Origin of the sequence: Aureispira sp. CCB-E, assembly GCF_031326345.1 — a bacterium.
Taxonomy (GTDB): Bacteria; Bacteroidota; Bacteroidia; order Chitinophagales; family Saprospiraceae; genus Aureispira.
In genome coordinates this window covers 3,835,548-3,856,839 of the sequence record NZ_CP133671.1, presented here as the reverse complement: position 1 = coordinate 3,856,839, position 21,292 = coordinate 3,835,548, and the positions used below count along the sequence as shown (strand labels likewise).

General features: G+C 36.0%; 16 protein-coding genes. 10 read left to right on the top strand and 6 right to left on the bottom strand.

The window, feature by feature from the left end; all coding sequences use genetic code 11:
- Positions 1-34: 34 nt before the first annotated feature.
- Together QP953_RS14990 and QP953_RS14985 are read right to left on the bottom strand one after the other, a co-directional pair.
- On the bottom strand, positions 35-2,212 hold the full coding sequence (locus QP953_RS14990) for a glutamine synthetase III (protein ID WP_052598799.1): 2,178 nt from the start codon (positions 2,210-2,212) through the stop codon (positions 35-37).
- Between the two features lie 165 nt (positions 2,213-2,377).
- Complete coding sequence (locus QP953_RS14985; RefSeq protein ID WP_052598800.1) at positions 2,378-2,839, bottom strand: type I restriction enzyme HsdR N-terminal domain-containing protein; 462 nt, start codon at positions 2,837-2,839, stop codon at positions 2,378-2,380.
- Between the two features lie 454 nt (positions 2,840-3,293).
- On the opposite strand from QP953_RS14985, the gene QP953_RS14980 reads away from it, so the two are divergent.
- From QP953_RS14980 to ggt, 5 genes are all read left to right on the top strand, one after another.
- Positions 3,294-4,562, top strand: coding sequence for a Ser-Thr-rich GPI-anchored membrane family protein (locus QP953_RS14980; protein ID WP_309551591.1), 1,269 nt, complete (start codon positions 3,294-3,296; stop codon positions 4,560-4,562).
- 493 nt (positions 4,563-5,055) lie between these two features.
- Positions 5,056-6,114, top strand: a complete 1,059-nt coding sequence (queA, locus tag QP953_RS14975) for a tRNA preQ1(34) S-adenosylmethionine ribosyltransferase-isomerase QueA (protein WP_052598802.1) — start codon at positions 5,056-5,058, stop codon at positions 6,112-6,114.
- Between the two features lie 136 nt (positions 6,115-6,250).
- The gene (locus QP953_RS14970) at positions 6,251-7,051 is read left to right on the top strand and encodes an META domain-containing protein (protein ID WP_309551590.1); all 801 of its coding nucleotides are present in this window, start codon (positions 6,251-6,253) and stop codon (positions 7,049-7,051) included.
- Positions 7,052-7,327: 276 nt separating this feature from the next.
- Entirely contained in the window at positions 7,328-8,095 is a 768-nt protein-coding gene (locus QP953_RS14965; protein WP_052598804.1) for a thiazole synthase, read from the top strand.
- Between the two features lie 178 nt (positions 8,096-8,273).
- Positions 8,274-9,998: a gamma-glutamyltransferase gene (gene ggt / locus QP953_RS14960; RefSeq protein WP_309551589.1), complete on the top strand. Its 1,725-nt coding sequence runs from the start codon at positions 8,274-8,276 to the stop codon at positions 9,996-9,998.
- Positions 9,999-10,002: 4 nt separating this feature from the next.
- Here the strand turns inward: ggt and QP953_RS14955 are convergent, their stop codons facing one another.
- The 4 genes from QP953_RS14955 to QP953_RS14940 all read right to left on the bottom strand — a co-directional run bounded on the left by QP953_RS14955 (position 10,003) and on the right by QP953_RS14940 (position 15,268).
- Positions 10,003-10,887 carry a DUF4249 domain-containing protein gene (locus QP953_RS14955; protein WP_309551588.1) on the bottom strand — a complete coding sequence of 295 codons (885 nt, stop codon included), beginning with the start codon at positions 10,885-10,887 and terminating at the stop codon, positions 10,003-10,005.
- A gap of 6 nt (positions 10,888-10,893) precedes the next feature.
- Complete coding sequence (locus tag QP953_RS14950; protein WP_052598806.1) at positions 10,894-13,245, bottom strand: TonB-dependent receptor; 2,352 nt, start codon at positions 13,243-13,245, stop codon at positions 10,894-10,896.
- Between the two features lie 219 nt (positions 13,246-13,464).
- Positions 13,465-14,547, bottom strand: coding sequence for a hypothetical protein (locus QP953_RS14945; RefSeq protein ID WP_309551587.1), 1,083 nt, complete (start codon positions 14,545-14,547; stop codon positions 13,465-13,467).
- A gap of 214 nt (positions 14,548-14,761) precedes the next feature.
- Positions 14,762-15,268 carry a hypothetical protein gene (locus tag QP953_RS14940; RefSeq protein ID WP_309551586.1) on the bottom strand — a complete coding sequence of 169 codons (507 nt, stop codon included), beginning with the start codon at positions 15,266-15,268 and terminating at the stop codon, positions 14,762-14,764.
- Positions 15,269-15,799: 531 nt separating this feature from the next.
- Here QP953_RS14940 and QP953_RS14935 point away from each other — a divergent pair.
- The 5 genes from QP953_RS14935 (at position 15,800) to xrtN (ending at position 21,288) form a co-directional block, all read left to right on the top strand.
- Positions 15,800-16,435 (top strand): hypothetical protein, encoded by a 636-nt coding sequence (locus QP953_RS14935; RefSeq protein WP_309551584.1) that lies wholly within the window; start codon positions 15,800-15,802, stop codon positions 16,433-16,435.
- 164 nt (positions 16,436-16,599) lie between these two features.
- Positions 16,600-16,890: a transcriptional regulator gene (locus QP953_RS14930; protein ID WP_309551583.1), complete on the top strand. Its 291-nt coding sequence runs from the start codon at positions 16,600-16,602 to the stop codon at positions 16,888-16,890.
- A gap of 52 nt (positions 16,891-16,942) precedes the next feature.
- Positions 16,943-17,395, top strand: a complete 453-nt coding sequence (locus QP953_RS14925; RefSeq protein ID WP_052598811.1) for a hypothetical protein — start codon at positions 16,943-16,945, stop codon at positions 17,393-17,395.
- Between the two features lie 69 nt (positions 17,396-17,464).
- The gene (locus QP953_RS14920) at positions 17,465-19,966 is read left to right on the top strand and encodes an XrtN system VIT domain-containing protein (RefSeq protein WP_309551581.1); all 2,502 of its coding nucleotides are present in this window, start codon (positions 17,465-17,467) and stop codon (positions 19,964-19,966) included.
- A 23-nt stretch (positions 19,967-19,989) separates the two neighbouring features.
- The gene (gene xrtN, locus QP953_RS14915) at positions 19,990-21,288 is read left to right on the top strand and encodes an exosortase N (RefSeq protein ID WP_408913101.1); all 1,299 of its coding nucleotides are present in this window, start codon (positions 19,990-19,992) and stop codon (positions 21,286-21,288) included.
- Positions 21,289-21,292 lie beyond the last annotated feature (4 nt).

The window sequence follows — 21,292 nt, the reverse complement described above, 5'->3', positions numbered from 1 at the left end:
TTCTGTATGTTGTTCCTCTTAACAAGTTTTATTTTTATCTTAAGAATAATAATTCACGGTATTTAACCAATGGCCAAAGCTCATCGTCTACCAATTGCTCTAAATCGTCTGCTGCATTACGCAACGTTTCCATAATTGGTTTTACCTCATCACAGTAAGCAAAAGCTTTTTCTCTAGAATCCAACAAACTCGCTTTTTCACGTTCGTCCTTCATCTTATACGCACAATCTCTAATTGTGTTCACATAAGTAGCAATGTCTTTCACTAAGCCCAATTGCGCAGCATAACTCTCCTCTCCCAAGCCTAAATCTTTCAACGCACGGATATTTTCCATCAGTATATTTTGATAATGTACTGCTACCGGCAAAATTTGATTCATACACATTTCAGCCATAGTACGCGACTCAATTTGAAGCTTTAATACGTATTCCTCCAAGCGAACTTCATAATGTGCGTGTAATTCTTCTTCTGACAATACCCCTGATTCCACAAATAACGCTTTAGTCGCTTCTGCCGAGTATGTTTCTAATGCTCTAGGTGTATCCCCATGGTTGCCCAACCCTCTACGAGCAGCTTCATCTCTCCATTCGTCGCTGTAACCATCTCCTTCGAATCGAATGCTCTTAGATTCGTGAATGTAGTTCTTTAAAACTAACAAAACAGCTTGATCTTTAGGCGTGTTATTAGCCATCAAGATTTGAACATCTTGATAAAACTCTTTTAACTGTTTACCAACAATCATATTCATAACAGCCATTGGAGCAGCACAGTTGACCGTAGAACCAGCCATACGAATTTCAAATTTATTGCCAGTAAAAGCAAAAGGCGATGTACGGTTTCTATCCGTATTATCTAACTCCAAATTAGGAATTTTGCTCAATAAATTTAGCACTGTTTTTACCCCATCATCTGTTACATCAACTCCTTTTTCAATTTCGTCCAATACTTTTGTTAAAGCATCTCCGATAAATACCGAAATGATAGCAGGCGGTGCCTCATTGGCTCCCAGACGATGGTCATTAGAAGCAGAAGTAACACTTGCACGCAAAATATCTGCATACTTATAAACGGCTTGAATAGTATTGACAAAGAATGTCAAAAACTGTAAATTCTTGCCTGGTTCTTTTCCTGGAGAAAGTAAATTCTTTCCAGTGTTTGTTGCTACCGACCAGTTGTTGTGTTTTCCAGATCCGTTTACCCCAGCATAAGGTTTTTCATGGAACAAGACACGCATTTTGTGACGAATAGCAACACGTTCCATAATGTCCATCAACAACTGATTATGATCTACAGCAATGTTGACATCTTCATAAATTGGTGCAAACTCATACTGGCAAGGAGCTACCTCATTATGACGCGTGCGTAGTGGAATTCCCAACTTGTAACATTCTTGTTCCAAATCTGTCATATAAGCATATACACGCTCTGGAATTGTTCCAAAATAATGATCATCCAACTGTTGCCCTTTAGGAGCCAAACGTCCCAATAATGTCCGTCCTGTCATGACCAAATCTTGGCGCGCATTAAACAATGCTTCATCCAACAAGAAATACTCTTGCTCCCACCCTAGTGTTACCGAAATTTTTGTAATGTTAGCATCAAACAATTGACAAACATCAACCGCAGAACGCTCCAAAAATGCCTGTGATTTTAATAGAGGCAATTTATAATCTAAAGACTGCCCACCATAGGTTACAAAAATAGTTGGAATACAAAGTGTTTTCTGATTGTTAACATCCAAGATAAATGCAGGTGAAGTTGGATCCCAAGCGGTATAACCTCTTGCTTCAAAAGTTGTTCTCAATCCTCCTCCTGGAAAACTAGAACCATCTGGTTCTTGTTGTACCAGTTCATTTCCTGTAAACTCCTCAATTGCTTCCCCGTCTGAGTTTAGCGTAAAAAAAGAATCATGCTTTTCAGCAGTACGCCCTGTCAATGGCTGAAACCAATGCGCATAATGGGTAACGCCTTTACTTAGTGCCCATTTTTTCATGGATTCTGCAACATGGTCTGCCAAATCTCTATCCAAGTTATCGCCTGCATCTATAATTCCTCTAAATTTTTTGTACAGTTTAGGTGCGAGATACTGCTTCATAGTGACATCACTAAAAACATTGCAACCAAACATTTCTGAAACATTGGAAGATAAAGGAGCCGTTGTGAATTTTTTACGGTTGGATAACAGATCTAAAGCTTTAAATCTACTGTTCATGATTTTGATGAATTTTTTTAAAATAGGCCTATAAACCTACTTAGGTGAAAATTACTTAATTTTGGCGCAAATGTAATGAATTTGTTACTTAAAAAGAGGCTTATTGCTAACTAATTAAAAATTATTTTTTAGTCTATTTTCTTATTCCAAGAACACGGCAACAATCTACTTTATCAAATCATAATGAGGGACTTCTTCCAAAAATTCAAATGTTTTTTCTTCTTGGTTTATCAGTGAACAGTAATTAACAGGACCATTAGTTACTAATAAATAAGGCACCTTTAACGTCATATTATACTGTGCAATTTGGTGAAACACCTTATTGTCCACTTTTACTTTAGCAGATTTACATTCTACTAATAACGCAGGCTCTAACGCTTTATTAAAAACCAAAATATCGCAACGCTTGGTCATGGTATTAACTTCTAGTCCCATTTCTGAACGAATTCTATTCTTAGGATAACCTTTTTCCTCTACCAAGTAGTGCAAGATTAGCTGTCGCACGATCTCTTCAGGAGTTAACACTAGGTATTTTTTACGAATCAATCCTAAGATGTATTTCTGGTTATTTGTGTATTTGATTTCTAACCTCGATTGGTATTTTAACAAATCTATTTTTAATAACATTAAATCTATTTTTTAATAGTCTACTACCCCATGAACAGCGCCTATCCAGAACGTTCTAGGTTAAATACAGCGCTAAAGCTGTCATTCGTCGCAAAAAACAATATAAGTTTTTTAATTATAGTATCATTGCCTTATCAAATTTTGGTTGTTGATTCTGTGTGCAATCGCAAATAAAAGACTCCCATCTATTTTATTTGATAGTAATACCTAAGAAATGCTATTTAGCTACTTGATAGGCTTCCTTAGCAACTTTGCACCTATTACTTCTTCTAAAATCACTTAAACTTTATTAACTAATCTCAAAAATATTCTATACCAAGCACGAATCTAATTTAATCCATCAAAAGATGCGCACATTGATTTCAAAAGCTAATTTAATTGTTTTTGAAACATCCTTATTATAAGTATTCATCCTTAATTTTTATTTAATTCATATTAACATTTTAATTAAAAAATGAAAAGTACATTAAAATTCAATTGCAGCAATTATTTATTCATATTCTTTTTTATAATTAGCATTAATAATAATGGTGAGGCGCAATTTGGGCAAAGACCATTTATTAATATAACCAATCCAACTGCCAGTACTGTTTGGGTAAAGGGGCAAACGATAGACATCGAATGGGACGATAATATTTCTTCTGATGTTAGAATTCTCCTCTACCGTGGGACTACACCAATTACTTACATTTCTAACGGCACACCTAGCGATGGATCTTTTAGTTATACTGTTCCCAATAGTTTTGTTGCAGCCAATGATTATAGAATTAGAATCTTTAATATTAGTGGCACTAATGTTTTTGATTATAGCGACTTCTTTACAATTTCTAATCCTCCCAATATTACTGTCACGAATCCGAATACTGGCACTGTTTGGGAAAAAGGGACAACTCAAGCAATACAGTGGGCAGACAATATCCCTTCTAATGTCAAAATACTTTTATTTCGTGGTTCTAATTTAGAAGCAACCTTATTTAATAGCACCCCTAGTGATGGTTCCGCAATTTATTTTGTTCCTTTTAACTTGCCAAGTGCCAACAACTATAGAATTCGAATTGTAGATGTATCTAACTCAAATGTTTTTGGTATCAGTAATTTCTTTACCATCACACTTAGTCCTACAATTACAATAAGTAACCCTACTTCTAATACAGTCTGGACAAAAGGGCAAAATCAGACAATACAATGGACAAGCAATATTGCAGCTAATGCAAATATGAGAATTAATTTATACGAAGGTGGCAACTTAGTTTCTCAAATAGCTAATTTTATACCCAATACAGGATCCTTTGCATATTCGGTACCTAATACCTTAAATAGTTCCTCTGTTTACCGTCTCCAAATTTACGAGATAGGCAACTCTGCGTCCGCCACTTATAGCGATTTTTTCACAATTGACGACAACAATACCAAACGCCTAACAAATCCTAAGCCTTCTCATTTAGAGAACATAAAAAAAACAGACCTAATTCAGTCACTTACACTTAATCCAAACCCTCAACTTTCAGGCGCAACATCTACCATTACAATTGGTGTCAATCAAACAAGTTCGGCTATACTGCTTATTTCTGATCTTTCAGGTAAAATGATTGGCAAACAGGCGCTTCATTTGACCGAAGGAAACAATCAGGTAAACCTTAAGCCAATCCTAGAAAAAGGAGTATACTTTGTTTCTATTCAAACTCCAAGTGCTACTAAAAGTTTGAAATTAGTTATAGAATAACTCTAAGCAAAGGCAAGCACTACTACTTTAAAATTCTAATTTATGGGTTAACTTCAAGAGGCATTGAATTTAATATCAATTGCCTCTTGTTATATTATAGTAGTTCGTAGTACTACTACTCCATAGTGCTTCACAAATAGTTCTCCTACGCTGCTCACACAAGCCTACTCGACAAGCCTTGCTAACAAAAAAACAAAAAAGAACCTCCATACGAACCTGGCAATCAAAAAAAATTAGCACAAAAGGCAACACAACTGCAACTTACTAAATTGCAACAAAGTAAAGTTTTCCAACAAATGATTGATTTAGAGTACTACTTCAAAAATTCACAACAAAGGTTGTATTAATCTTCAAAGAATTTTTATATTTGCGACTATTGCTATTCAAAAGGTAATTTCCCTCCCCTCTAAAAATAGCATATACTACTATAATATTTCAAGTCTAAAAAGGCAAAATATTAACTTTAGAATTAAACAGAATATACTATTCAAACATGAAACTATCGCAGTTTAACTTTAACCTTCCGAGTAAACTTATTGCTGAATATCCTGCTGAGCGTAGAGACGAATCTAGATTAATGGTCGTTAATCGAGCTGAAGGAACAATATCTCATCATATTTTTAGAGACATTCTTGACTTTTTTGATGATGGGGATTGCTTTATTTTAAATAACACCAAAGTGTTCCCTGCTCGTTTGTATGGTCAAAAGGAAAAAACAGGTGCTAGAATTGAGGTTTTCTTGCTTCGTGAATTGAACGAAGAAATGAAGTTGTGGGATGTATTGGTTGATCCTGCTCGTAAAATCCGTGTGGGTAATAAATTGTACTTCAACGATGAAAATGGTGCTGAAATTTTGGTAGCAGAGGTTGTTGACAACACAACATCAAGAGGTAGAACTATTCGTTTCCTTTACGATGGTAGTGACGAAGAATTCAAAGCACATTTGGACAAACTAGGTCATACACCATTGCCAAAATACATCAATAGACCTGCCGAGGACTTGGACAAAGAGCGTTACCAAACTATTTACGCCTCTGAAGTAGGTGCTGTTGCTGCTCCTACAGCTGGTTTGCACATGAGTCCAGAAGTCATGAAACGCTTAGAGATCAAAGGAATCAATTTTGCTACTTTGACGCTTCATGTTGGTTTAGGTACTTTTCGCAGCATTGAAGTAGAAGACTTGTCAAAGCACAAAATGGATGCAGAATACTTCAAAATTGATCAAGCTACTTGTGATTTAGTTAACAATACGATCAAAAATGGTGGTAAGCGTTGCGCTGTAGGAACAACATCTATGCGTTCTATTGAGTCGGCTGTTTCTGCGCACGAAATGCTGAAGCCTGCTGAAGGTTGGACAAATAAATTTATCTTCCCTCCTTACAATTTTAGTATTGCAGATTCTATGATTACTAATTTCCATTTACCAAAGTCTAGCTTGGCTATTATGGTTTGTGCTTTTGGTGGTTATGACTTAATTATGGAAGCTTACGAAGAAGCTATTAAAGAAGAATATCGCTTCTTTAGTTACGGAGATGCTATGTTGATTATCTAATTCGAAAGCTTTTCGGAACTAATAAGAACAATATATTAAAGACTGCTTTAAATAAAGCGGTCTTTTTTTGTTATACCCAAACAACAACGGTATTTTTGCATTAGACACAAATTTAAACCATCAACGACTATAAATTATGATAACACTAAGAAAACATATCTTCTTTTTCTTTCTATGCACGTTGTTACTAAATGCTTGCAACAAAAAAGGAACTGTTGACAAAGCAACTACTTCTTCCTCAAAAACTGAAAAAACCGTTAGCCCAGTTGGTACTTGGACTGTCATTAGTTTTCCAAGTAACACCCAAGAAACTCCAAATCAAAAATCTTATATTGTTCATTTTGACGCTGATAATTCGATGGGGTTGACGTTAGATGTCAATACTTGCGGTACCTCTTACAAAGTCAAAGATGGGATGCTCACCTTTCAAGAAGGCATGACTTGCACAGAAGCTTGTTGCGATAGCAAAGAAGCTAATTTCTTGACCAGCCAATTTAAAGGAAGCCTACACTATTCTATTGAGGGCAGTCTTATGACGATAAAAACAGATAAAGGAGATATCAAATTGATCAACAATAAAGATGGTATCATAGGCACTTCTTGGACTGCTATGAGTTATAAAAATTTTAAGAGTGATAATCTCACAAAATTTGAAAAAACCTATCGTTTGAGTTTTGATAAAAAACGAATGATGCTAAACTTAGATGTCAATACTTGCAACACCAATATCAACTACCTGCCACAGATTTCTACATTTGAACTTCCTGATGGGATGGGATGTACCCGAAAATGTTGTGACAGCAAGGAAGGTATTGCTTTGATGAATGCATTAAAAGGAAGAATTACGTACCAAAAAACCGATAATCAATTAACTTTAAATACAGCAACACAAGAAATTAATTTTGTCCTCTACAAAGAAATTTCTAAAGAAGAATAAGAGAAACTCTGACATGGTTACTTTTGACTTATTTAATGGTTGATTAACCGTTCCACCTTATATTTTAATACTTCGTTGCTTTTTTAGTTTTTCTATGAACCAAAAAACTCTTGGGGTAAAACATAAAAAGCAATGGAGTAATGATATTTGTAATTTATAAATAGTCATCCCTTAACTACTCTTTCTAGGTTGAAGAATTATTACTCCTTAACCAACTCATGTTAAGTGGATACAAATTAGATCAAGAAAAGTTGTTGAGTCAACATATTCAAACTTATGCAAGCACTAACAATCGCAGACAAAACGCTTCAGTCTAGATTATTTACAGGCACTGGCAAGTTTGCCTCTAGCTTAATGATGAGAGATGCTTTATTAGCATCTGAATCTGAATTGGTCACCGTTGCCTTAAAGCGAGTAGACATTAAAAATGAAGAAGATGATATTTTAACTCATCTAAATCATCCTCATATTCATCTGTTGCCGAATACTTCAGGAGCTCGAACCGCCAAAGAAGCTGTTTTTGCTGCTCAATTGGCGCGCGAGGCCTTGGAAACAAACTGGCTAAAGTTAGAAATACACCCAGATCCTAAATACTTAATGCCTGATCCGATTGAGACACTACTTGCAGCAGAAGAATTGGTTAAATTAGGGTTTGTAGTATTGCCTTATGTGCACGCCGACCCTGTTCTTTGCAAACGACTAGAAGAAGTTGGGACACAAGCCGTCATGCCTTTAGGCTCTCCAATTGGTAGCAACAAAGGTTTAAAAACAATTGACTTTTTAGAAATTATCATCGAACAAGCCAATGTCCCTGTTATTGTAGATGCAGGCATTGGAAGCCCCTCAGATGCTGCGAAGGCTATGGAATTGGGTGCAGATGCTGTTTTGGTAAATACGGCTATTGCTGTTTCTGATAATCCAATTGAAATGGCCAAAGCGTTTAAACTAGGCGTTGAAGCTGGTAGAATGGCTTATGAGGCTCGATTGGCAAGCCCGTTCAACCATGCCAATGCAAGCAGTCCTTTGACTTCTTTTCTGGACTAGTTCGTTCAATAACACACTTTTTTGCAAGAAGTAGGTATTCTTAAAAATAGAATATCTACTCTTTAGTAGTTAGCTACGGTGCTACTTCATGGTTTCAACGAACTATTGCTCTTATAAAATCATTCCTTATCATTAAGCATTATCAAATATTAGAAAATGTTTATTAACTAATAAGAACATGCCATCCACTTCTTGTTTTTACTATGTTATTTTGCTTTTTGTTGGCGCTATTTTCAGTGCTTGCCAAGAGTCAAAACCACAAAGCAATCAACCTATTTTCGACATTACCAAACAAGTAATCGAAGATTCTTCAATGGTCGTATCTGCTCATCCCTTGGCGACAGCAGCAGGAATTGAAATACTAAAAAAAGGAGGAAATGCGATTGATGCCATGGTGGCTGTTCACTTTGCTTTGGCCGTAACCTATCCACGTGCAGGTAATATTGGTGGTGGTGGTTTTATGATTTATAGAGATAAGAATGGCAATACAAACACATTAGACTTTAGAGAAAAAGCGCCTAGTTCTGCCCATAGAGATATGTACTTAGATAGTACTGGTCAAATTATTGATTCCTTGAGTTTAACAGGACCTTTAGCATCTGGTGTTCCTGGCTCTGTTGAGGGGATGTACGCTGCTCATCAAAAATATGGCAAATTGCCTTGGAGCACATTGTTACAACCTGCCATTGATTTAGCCGACAATGGCATTCCTGTCAGTCAAAGAGAAGCGGATGCATTCAACGAACATATGGCATTGTTTAAGAAGTTTAATTTGCATCAGAATGCCTTTGTTAAAGATGCCAATTGGAAAAAGGGAGAAACGCTGCTTCAAAAAGACTTAGCCAATGTTCTAAAACGCATCCAAACAAAAGGTCGAGCAGGTTTCTATGAAGGGGAAACAGCTGATTTATTGGTTCAAGAAATGGGCAAAAATAAAGGGATTATTACTCATGAAGATCTAAAAAACTATAATGCAGTATGGAGAACACCCATCCAGTTTGAATACCAAGGATATAATATCATTTCGATGCCTCCTCCTTCTAGTGGTGGTGTCTGCTTGGCAGAATTGTTTAACATGGTAGAACCCTTCCCGATGTCTGAATGGGGATTTCAATCTGCTAAAAGTATTCACTTATTCACAGAAGCCGCTCGTCGAGCTTATGCAGACCGTACCGAACATCTTGGAGACATAGATTTTTATCCTGTTCCTGTGGATGTATTAAGTAGTCAGGCTTATGCCGATAAACGCATGCAAGATTATGTGGATACTATGGCAACTCCTAGCGATAGCATAAGACATGGGAACCCTTACCCCAACGAAAGTGAGCAAACAACGCATTATTGTGTCGTTGATGCCGAAGGCAATGCTATTTCTGTTACCACAACTATTAATTCTAACTTTGGAAGCAAGGTTATTGTAGAAGGAGCAGGCTTTTTTATGAACAATGAGATGGACGACTTTAGTGCCAAGCCAGGTGTACCCAATCAGTTTGGTTTGTTGGGAAATGAAGCGAATGCCATTGCCCCCCACAAACGAATGCTTAGCTCTATGACCCCAACGATTGTAGAAAAAGACGGGCAATTTTTCATGGCTGTTGGCAGTCCTGGGGGATCTAAAATTATTACAACTGTCTTTCAAGTTGTCACAAATGTTATTGATTATCAAATGCCCTTGAAAGACGCTGTCCATCAACCTCGTTTTCATTTCCAGTGGTATCCTGACTTACTTTACCATGAAGAAGGAGCCTTTTCAGAACAATTGTTGGACGAATTAAAAGCGTTGGGGCATACGCCTCAAAGCAGGGCTCCCATCGGACAAGTGGAAGCTATTTTGCGATTGCCCAATGGGCAGCTAGAAGGTGTTGCAGACATTCGTGGGGATGATGATGCTCAAGGCTTTTAGAACATTACCAAGGTATGTAAAGTGTATCTCTATCATATGCCAAGTACGTAAAAATTCCATAGCCATTCTGTATATTAGTAGCAATTTTAGATGGCTCTACAAAAGGATTTAAGTTTGCAGATTGTGCTGCTCTTGTTGTTTCTAAATAATCATAATAAGCTTTAGATATGTGGTATATAGTTCCTATAGCTGTATCTGTTCTATAAAAATCATAATTACTAGCATGACCAATCTCTCCATTAGCAAATAACGCCTGATCATACAAAACTTGATCAAAATAGGGATTGGTTGCAACATGATTAAACAACGCATTGGGATCTTTTTTGGATAAAGAAAACTTGTGTAAAGTCATTCTATAATAATTGAAGGTATTTAAATCGTCCTCACAAGTCAAAAGACAATAAGCAACTGAATCTTTATTGAACTCTGCTTTAAAAGTTTTGATTGGCACAGCAGGTAAGGCTGTTGCAGAGGCTTTAACATACCGATCATTCAAAGTATCCCAAACTTCTAGGACAAACTCTGTATTAGCACTAGAGGGACACCGTGTGTTGGAACCATAGTTAAAAAACCGAGTAGAATCAGTATTCCAATAGGGCATGATACTGCTACATCCACTGCCACTATAAGGTGCCTCTACCAACGTATCTTTAATCCCATTTTGCGTAATAACAACTAGTGCATGTCGTACAAAAGGGCAAATATTGGTAATATCAAAATAGCTTTTTGTCTCTGTTAACATCAGTTGATAAGGTTTTCCAGCTTCTAAATAACATTCCACAACTAGACTGTTATCAGATGTCTCCAACTCTATATCAATGGTATTCTCCAATTTTTGACAAGCGGAGAAAACGATTAACACCCAACAGATATAACTTATTCTTTTCATCTTAAATTACCATTTAAAATTCCAAGTAATGCTTGGAATAATTGGAAATAACGAAACCATTTTAGCTTGAAACTTTTCTGGAATCTGTGTATTGTTTGCCCCTGAACCACCGTCCTCATAAACAGCATCTATATACATAAAAAAAGCATTTCTTCGATCGTATGCATTGTAAATACTCAAAGTCAAATCACTTTGAAAACGCTTTCTTTTTAAGGGAAATAGTTCTAATACCAACCCCAAATCCAAGCGGTGATATGCTGGCATTTGGAACCCACCTCGTTTTTCATAAATCGGTATAAATTGGAATAAATTGGTCGCCGTTATATCCATTTGAATATAACGTTTGGTAGGAAGTGAAACAGGAGTACCTGTACCATAAACCCAAGATGCACTTAATGTTAATGGAAATTTAGGTTTTGTCCATGGAATATCCCAAGTTATTACAGCTGACAAATCGTGTCTCCGATCTTGTTGAGGATGGTAAGGCTGCCCCCCATTAATTTGATCAAACACCCTCCAAGTCCAAGACAATGTATACCCAATCCAACCTCTTAAGTTTCCATTTTTCTTCTCCAAATAAATTTCTCCACCATAGCTATATCCCCTTCCAAATAAAAACTCATTTTCTAAATTATTATTCACAAACAACTTTGCCCCATCTCTAAAATCAATTTGATGATGTAACCACTTGTAATACCCTTCTATGTTAATAAAGAAATCCTTTCCCAATGCGACTGAAACACTAGCTGCTACCAAATCTGAAATCTGTGGTTTCACCTTTGCACTAGAAGGATACCAAGTGCTTGTAGGTAATGTCGCTCCTGAAGTAGATACTAAATGCAAGTACTGGCTCATTCGAGCATACGATGCTTTTAAGGCAACTCGTTGGTGAATTTTATAGTTAATAGCGAGTCGAGGTTCTATGTTTGGGTAGAATGCCTTGTTATTATAAAAACCACTTACACGCAAACCAATTAAGGCACTTATACGATTGTTAATCTTCCAATCATCAGACCCATATACTGCAAATTCCCCTGCATGAAATAGTGCCCCTGCTCTTAAATTTAACCCCGCTTGATTTTTAGCATCAAATTGACCTACTGAAAATCTATGATAAATCGCATTGGCTCCTAATCGAACTTCGTGTTGGTTGCTCGGCAGCCATGTCATATCCGTTTTAAGATTAAAATCTCGAATTCCCGAACCTATTCGTACATTAACCTCTGCCAACCTACTATTTATAGCATAAACATAATCTGAAAAAGTGAAAGAGGTGTTTACAAATAGTTTGGAAGAAACAATTCTATTCCAACGCAGTGTACTAGCAATATTTCCCCATCCTAAGTTAAAATCAATTTGATCTCTTTTGAAAGAAAAAGCGTCTCGCCCCATATAAGCGCTAAAGAAAATGCGATCTTGAGTCGTGATATCATAGTTCCATTTTGCATTGACATCGTAAAAGGAATAATTAGGAATATCAAACCAATCGGGATTTTCTCTATTTGCTTCGTTTAAAGCAGAAGTCAGTAAGCTTACATAAGAACTCCGTCCAGCCACAACAAAAGCCCCCTTATTTTTCTTTAAAGGACCTTCTACTGCCAATCGAGCCGATGTTACACCTAACCCTCCTGAAATTTGCCATTTCTTGCGATTGCCTTCTCTAGTTTTTACATTTATAACTGAGGATAGTTTTCCTCCAAATTGTGCAGGGAATCCTGCTTTGTATAAGGTCAAATTCTTAGTAATGTCAGCATTAAATGTACTAAACAAACCTAGCAAATGGCTTGGGTTATAAATCGAAGCCTCATCTAATAAAAAATGATTTTGATCTGCCCCTCCTCCTCTAACATATATTCCAGCTGCGCCTTCAACTCCTGATTGTACACCAGGTTTTAGTTGCAACAATTTAATAACATCAACTTCTCCAAACAAGGCAGTGATTTTTTTTCCCTCTTTCACATTTATCTCCTCCTTGCCCATTTGCGTAGCATTTAATCGCTCTACATTAGATCCTTCTGCCACTACGACTTCACCTAGAGCGACTGCCTCCGTTAGTTCTATATTTTTTGTAGTATTATCATTCAAAAAGATAGGCTCCTTTATGGTTTGGTAACCAATATAAGAAACGACCAAAAAAAAGGTATCTCGTTGTTTTGGAATGGTCAAAGAATAAAAGCCATACTCATTTGTAATAGTCCCCCAAGTCTTACTAACTACATAAATATTCGCACCAATTAATACTTCACCACTTTCAGAAGAGGTAACCACACCACTAATCGTATAGTTTTTTGCTTGCCCTAATGCTGCATTCGCAATTAATATCAAAAAGAAAGAAAATACTATAGGGATAAATTTCACAATTGCTTAATTGTTTTGGGTTTTAAAGAATAAATTTAATAGACTGTTTAGTCCCTGTTTCTGTGTGCTACTATATGTTTTTAGCGGAGTAATAGCAAAAGAGTATTAATATTAAATCAAAAGCACTAATACCCTCAAACTGATACAAGGCATTAATGCTTTTGAATATATTCCGCTACAATGTGTTAGCGTATATCGTGGTCTTTGATTGATACTTGCCTATCTAGGCCAAGGACCTGTAAATTCTACGAGTACTAATTCTAAACGATCTACAAAGTCATCATAGTAGGTTTCCAAATCTTCTCTTGTTTCGTCTTTGTATTCGATAATAATGTCTGCGTATCCTTGAGGATCTTTAGCATAATCTAAATTCGCAATCTTAGTGCCTTTGTAGAAAACATCTGCATCAAACAAAGCATTGATTTGTGTATTGGTAGGATTAAATAAAGAGCGTGTAGTCTCAAAATCTGCCGTAAAAGGCAATTTAAAGTCACCATAAACAAACTCACCAGAAGCACTTTCACAGTCCTCAATATAGTTTAGGGTTCTATAATCTGCATTTTTAAACACTAAATCGGTTACTAGTGAGAACTTTTCTACGCCATTATTTTTTGCTTTTAAAACAACATTCAATTCAGCAGGTGCTGTTCTTGTTGCACTAATTTCGAAGACATAAGGAGACAATTTAAGCTCCATTTCAAAACTTACAGGAATTTGAAAAGAAGTATTATCATAAGACGCAGAAATCAACTTAGCGGCATAACATTCTTCATTAGCAACAGTTGCAGAGGCAGCAAAAGACGTTGGCAACCAATATTGATAACTATCAAACGTCACCATTTGGTCGTTGTAATAATCGGCTGTAGCAACTACTGTATTATTGGTTGAGTTCATTTGTTCTGGAAACTCTATAACAATCTTATCCGTTGGAGTGGCAGTTCTAGACCACGATTGATTGCCAATATTCCAAGTATGCGTCCCAACATGATTGTTAAAATTAAATCGATCGGTTTGGTAAGCAGTAATATTTAAGTGCGTCTTTAAAGTATTGTACAACAACTCCGCCCAGTTTGAATTCAAGGTGCTTCCTTGGTCTATATTTAAGAAGTTATCAAAAGCTTGAACAGCACAGCCTCCTTTTAAAGCTTGTGCCTCTGAAATCACATCATTAAACAAGTTTTCAATATTTTCTTTGTCTTCTTCTACAGTTGTTTCGACTACCGTGTCATCTGTTTTTTCGGTACAATTACTAAAAATAATCGCGACCAAAAATAGGGTTAAAATTAGATTGAGTTTAAACATCTTGTGTATGAATTTGTTTTGGTTTTTTAAATAAGGTTATTCGATTAGAGTTATTATCAAACAACCTTTTGATAAGCTTTCAAAGATAGGCTCTTTTTTATAAAAAAGAAAGTAATTTGATTTTCATTCATTAAATAATCATTGAAAAACATATACTTAAATCAAGTAACACTTAAAAAGAGGAATACCTTTTTTCCTGATCTTGTTCCGTAAGTTAAACTTCGTCATCCAACAGATTAATTTGTACTGGCTCTAACTTTCTATGGATGTAACGCAAGCTGACTTTAGGTGGTACAGTAATTTCCACCACCGTTTCGTGAAAACTAAAATCGTCTGCTTCTAATTTTCGAGATAAAGAATTAGCTGTATTAAGCATGCTCAAAATCATATTAAACATTTTTTTGTTTTCGTATTCTTTCTTCAAAGCTTCCAACTTCTCTTCTGGAACTTCTGCCATTTTCGAAAAACTCACTTCAATAACGGGAGCTAGAGCAATTCCTATTTTAAACTCATTCGTACGATAACCCGCTTGTTCCAACAAAGGCAGTACCGCAACCACATCATTAACCACATCTACAATTTTTTCCTTAGCCGCAGGACCTACCTGACCAATTTTTTCAACTCCTTCTTTTATTTTTTCAACAACATCTTCTGATGATTTTTTCACAAAATTGGTCGTCTTTGTTAAACCATCTTTTAAATTTTTTCTAAAATCTTTCATAATTCTATTTTTGGTAAGAGGGTAAAAATAGGTTTCTTAGAAGTTGTTTAAAACTACCTTTCCCTCTAATTTATTTAATGATTTTTTTTCATATCAATTGCTAACTGTATTGCTACATCAACTAAGAACAAAAGATAACTCAAACTAATTCAAACTTCCTACTTAATAATTGCTTTTTTATAAAAAAGGCAAAAGTACACACAGCATTTCTCCCAATATTGCCCAAGTATTATCCCAAAAATAGTCTCCATTTTATCTAAAAAATTGTTAAAAGATTGCAATTGTAAAAAAAATAGACTTACTTTGAATTTCAAAGCACTTTTAAAGTCATTAAAACTTGACTCATTAGAGCATTGGTAATCCGTTAAAATTTACATACATAAGATTAGTAGTTCGTTGATTACTTCGTGAGCGCTTTGCTTTTAGTTAGTTCGCTACGCTCATGAGGTCGCAAGCTTAGTTAGCTGCGTTGCTATTGCGTGGTTTCAACGAACTATTGCAAGATATAATCCAACAACCAATCTATCAACCATGGATAACTTTAGCAAAGAAGAACAACTTCAGCAATTATCAGAAATTCGTTCCCTAATGGAACGCTCAAGTCGATTTATTTCACTAAGTGGATTATCAGGAGTTGGAGCTGGTGTAACAGCATTAATTGGGAGTGCCATAGCTTATTGGCGTATTGAAGAACACACCAATTCTCTTATAAACCATGTTCGTTATGATCAATATTCTAATGCATTGCTCTGGGAGCTAATTTTTATTGCTACTGGAATTTTAATAGTTGCTCTTAGCGTTGGTGCTTTTTTCACTTTGAGAAAAGCCAAAGAACAAGGACAAAGTATTTGGGACAAAAGTAGCCAACAGCTCATCATTAACTTGCTAATTCCATTGGTAACTGGAGGTTTGTTTTGTTTATTGTTATTGGAACACGGTATGTTGGGAATGGTTGCCCCGGCAACACTGATTTTTTATGGCTTGGCTTTGGTTAGTGCCAGTAAGTATACATTGAATGATATTCGGCATCTAGGATTTTGCCAAATCATCTTGGGCTTACTAAACGCTAAATTTATGGCTATTGGCAATGGTATTTTATTTTGGACAATTGGCTTTGGTGTACTGCACATTATATATGGAATTTATATGCACTACAAGTATCGATAAAAGATATCACTTGTACTTCCTATTGCTTTAGGACTAAAATTAGCCTTGTCAAAATAGATAGCTTTTCAAAATTTAATAGAACTTTACTACCTTTGAGACTTAAACGTAGATCTATATTTATGTTCTAATAAATATAGATCTACCTTGAACACAAAAAGCATCCAATGATAGAAAATCTAAATAAAGTATTTGAAAGTCGTGTAAGATTAGGCATTATGTCTATTCTAATGGTCAACGAGTGGGTAGAATTCAAAGCTTTGAAGGATTTACTCAAAGTAACGGATGGAAATTTGGCTTCTCACCTCTCTGCATTGGAAAAAAAAGAATTATTAGTAGTGAATAAAGAATTTGTTGGTAAAAAACCACGAACTACTTACAATGCCACCAAAGAAGGTAAAACCCTATTTAACAAACACTTGGCTGCTCTTGAAGTTTTAATCAATAAAGAAAAATAATTTTTTTGCTCAACAACTTTGAAATTCAAAGTACTTTTAAAAACAACAAACCATGAGTATTATCAAATGGCACAACCAGCTTTCAGCTAAAATCAGAGGCGCTCTTTTAATTTTTATTTTGCTAACCATCTTAGACAATTCCACCCTATTTGACATTCCTATCTCCGAAACCTTCACTACGTCAAGCAATCTAAGTACTTGGTTGAGTTCCCTAATCATTGGCATTGGTTTTATTGATAGCTTTGCCTTTCATTTGGTCACATTGCATTTGATGCTTATTGTGCTTTTATTTGGGGTTATCCAAGCCCCATTCAGAAATATATGGGCATTAAAATTCACGCTTGCCAGCTCTTTTTTTGTTATTTTTATTACGAATTATCAACTCATAGAACCTAGCAACTCTAGTGCCGTTTTATTGAATGCCAGCTTTCAGTCCATCAAGTTAATTCCTTTAACATTGGCTTATCAGTGGACAAAACGCTTGGCCATTCCTGCCCTTATATAAACAGTGTTCTAAACAAATTCTAATTACGAAAACGCTTACCATTTTTATTCATCATTTAGCCCTACAACAATGGAAACAACCATCGAATCAACCAAGCATTATTATGAAAAAAGAGATACCCACTTTTTTCTAGGACTAGGCTTAATTGCCTTGTGTCTGAGTAGTTATCTTTTTGTAAGTGCAAGCCCCTATAATACTTATCATGTGAATTTCATCATTATTCTCAATTATAGCTGTGTTCTATTGTACTTCGCCTTCATGACCAGCTCAAACTATGTTCAAAATCGAAAATTCTTCCAACACACCAACCGTTATCAATACATCTGTTTCTTAACGCTAGCGACGATTAGCTGCCTGACTTTAAATTTGGGAATTAATGTTTTTGATAAATTTTCATTTTGGGTCGATCTTTATATGATTGCAATGTATGGCGGACTGCTTGCCTTTTGTTTCAGAGACCAAATGCCCCGCCAAGTACGAACAGTTATCTTTTTCACCTTAGGAATGGGAACGGCTTTAGCTACTTATTTTACATTATACTTGCTTCCTCTAATGCCTTTTGGTATTCTACTTTGTTTTTTCTTTGGAGTAACGCTACACTTAGTCGTTCCTCTATTGGTACTCATCAACAGCATCATATTATTTATAAGAACAGAAAAAAATCAGGCTGACAAAACAGCTTATGCATTGGGCTTAGGTGCGCCAATCTTAATTTCCGTACTTTTCACCATGCAATGGCACCAAACCAATCAGTTGATTGAGACAACTTATACCAAACAAGAACATTCCAACGCCTATGGCTTGCCTGCTTGGGTGACACTCAGCCAAAAGCTATCAGATGGTTTCTTTACACAACGCATTCTTAAAGGAGAAATTCTATATACCACATTATATGGCGACAGTTGGAGTTTCGGGCGAAATACAGGCACTTCGTTTCAAGATCGCAAAGAGCATGATCCTCTAATTGCCATTGCCAGTTATTTTAGTGGTAGAATTAATCTTTCTAGAAACGATCGCATTCAAATTTTAAAATTTTATAGCAAAAACAGACACGATACGCAACGCAAGCTCTGGTCAGGAAAACATCTTTCGACTACTCAAATAAAGAAAAAAATTTCGCTCTATCCAGCCTATCGTTTAGCTTACATAGAGCAAACATTTACCATCAAAAATAATAGTTCCAGTTCTTGGCGTCAAGAAGAAGCCTTGTATACATTTACTTTGCCCGAAGGCTCTGTTGCCTCTTCTCTTTCGTTATGGGTCAATGGCATAGAACAACCCTCTCGGCTAACCACTAGAGGCAAAGCGGATAGTGCTTATGTCAATATTGTTGGTGTTGAAAGAAGAGATCCTGCGCTGTTGCATTGGCAAGAAGGCAACCAGTTGACGGTGACTGTTTTTCCTTGTACCTCCAAAGAAGATCGGATTTTTAAGATTGGTATTACTAGCCCTTTAGTAGTAGACGATTCTGAATTGGTATTGGCTCCCATCACTTTTGAGGGACCTACTGCCGTATTTGCCGAAGAAGAGCAACAAGTGGACTTTCCGATACAAAGAAATAAAACGTACCAAACCCACTTCAATGGTTCTATCACTTGCGATAAAATGCCACTCAGTAAAGAACCTTTTTATTTCAATCACCAAAACTTTAACGTACGGGAATATCAAACCCAACAACGACATTTTGAGCCTCAGCACATCTACTTAGATGTCAACAAAAGTTGGTCGGAATCAGAATTCACACAAGTGTGCAATAGTTTTATCGGCAAGCCTATTTTTATGTTTGATAATGGTGTGTTAATACAAGTTGATGCCTATAGTTTGGATGCTTTTAAAAATGCTCAAAACAACAATTTTAGTTTGTTTCCTATCGAATTGATTGAGCATCCTGAAACAGCGCTATTGGTGAGCAAATCTACTTCAAAGTCGCCCAATTTAAGCGATTTAAAAGAGACCCATTTGGGGCATACAACGATGACTTATTTAGAACAAAAAGAAGCTCCTATTGCCTTTTACAATCTCTCTTCTACCTTATCTCCCTATTTGCAAAGTCTAAAAGAGTTTTATGTATTTGACTATGCGCAAGGTTCGATTCAAGAACTGAGACAATTGGCAAAACGACATCAATTTCCTCTGCAAATTACCAATTCAAATCAAGTTGTTCTACATCAAGCCAATATGCTGATACAACAAAAAAGCACTGACAATCCAACTATTTCTAAAGCACCAGATCATTTAATGCGTTTATTTTCTTACCACCAAATTCTCAAAAAAATTGGCAAAGGTTATTTTTTGAGTGGCTACGAAAACCAAGATTTGGTCAATATTGCTAGTACGGCACATATTGTTTCGCCTATTTCAAGTATGATTGTTTTAGAAACTCAAGAAGACTATGAGCGATTTGATATTGAAGCAAACGAAGAAGGATTGGGCAACGCCTCTAACAAAAATGGGCTTAAAAATGCTTCTAACAACAGTTCTGGTGCGGTTCCTGAACCACATGAATGGTGCTTTATCATCTTGATTACGCTTGGTATTCTATTCGTTCAAGTCAAAAGAATTCGCCCTTAAACCTACTTTTTATATCTTTTGTAATGCTAAACTCTAAAAACAAATTAATTGGAAGTTTCCTAGTACTGACCTTGCTTATTGGTATTCCTGTCTGGCAAGATTACCTGCATGGAAACTTCCTTTTTTATTTTACGCTTTTATTGGGTCCTTATATCCTTTATGTTCAACAAAAAGAAGTGGCTAGTACTCGCTATGCGTGGGCTAGTATTTTGTGTGGAATGGGGCATTTAATTTTAGGAATTAATATTTTATACCTGAGTGCTGCTTTGTTTTTTGTCCTATTTATAATTGAGTGGCAATATGGCAAATTGAATGCCCTATCTATTTATTGGATATTCATTTTATCTCCTTTAACCATTTTTTTGTTTGGTGTTTTTAGTTTTCCTATTCGGTTAGAATTGTCTAGGATAGCGAGTGGGTTACTGCAATTCGTACAACCCAATTTAACTTGTCAAGGCAATATCATTGTTTTAAATGGGGCAGAATTTTCTGTAGACGAAGCCTGTATGGGACTAAAAATGGTCAGTTACAGCTATCTAGTCTTTTTAGTATTCATTGCCCATTTTGAAAAAAAATACCAAGTCATCTTATCCAAACCCTTTGTAATAATGCTCTTGAGTGTAGGAACACTTCTAATTTTGTTTGCTAACCTTATTCGAATTATTACCATTATCCTATTTCAAGCAATGCCTGACACCATCCTACACGAAGGTATTGGTTTGATTAGCTGGCTGGCTTATGTCATCCTTCCTTCTTTTTGGTTGATTCGTTTTAGCATTTGCTATTTTGGAAAAAATTATATCATCCAAAGTCCTAAGCAACTTCCAGTAAAATCAGTCCTCTTGGTATCAACTACTGCTCTTGTTTTATTAACCTTGGGCAGTTATCAAGCACTTACAAAAGATAAAACACCTCCTAAAGCAACAATTCCTATTCAACTCAAAGGCTTTGAAAAACGTATTGCAAAAGATGGTGTGGTACAACTAAGGAACGAAGTAGCACTAATCTATATCAAACCCTCTTGCGCTCCGTATCGTGCCGACCATGCTCCCAATATCTGTTGGAAAGGCAGTGGCTATAGTTTTAGTAAAGAACAACTAAGAACAATAAAAAACAAAACGGTACTAGCCGCCCAATTAAAAAAAGGAGAAGATATACTTTATACCGCTTGGTGGTACGACAACGGTCTGCACCAAACAACTAGCCAAGTTGAATGGCGTTGGAATACACTGCAAGGCAACGGCAACTATCAATTGATGAATGTAACGGTAGAAAGTCCTGAGTTGTTAGATGATTATATCTGCTTATTGATGAAACAATAATCTA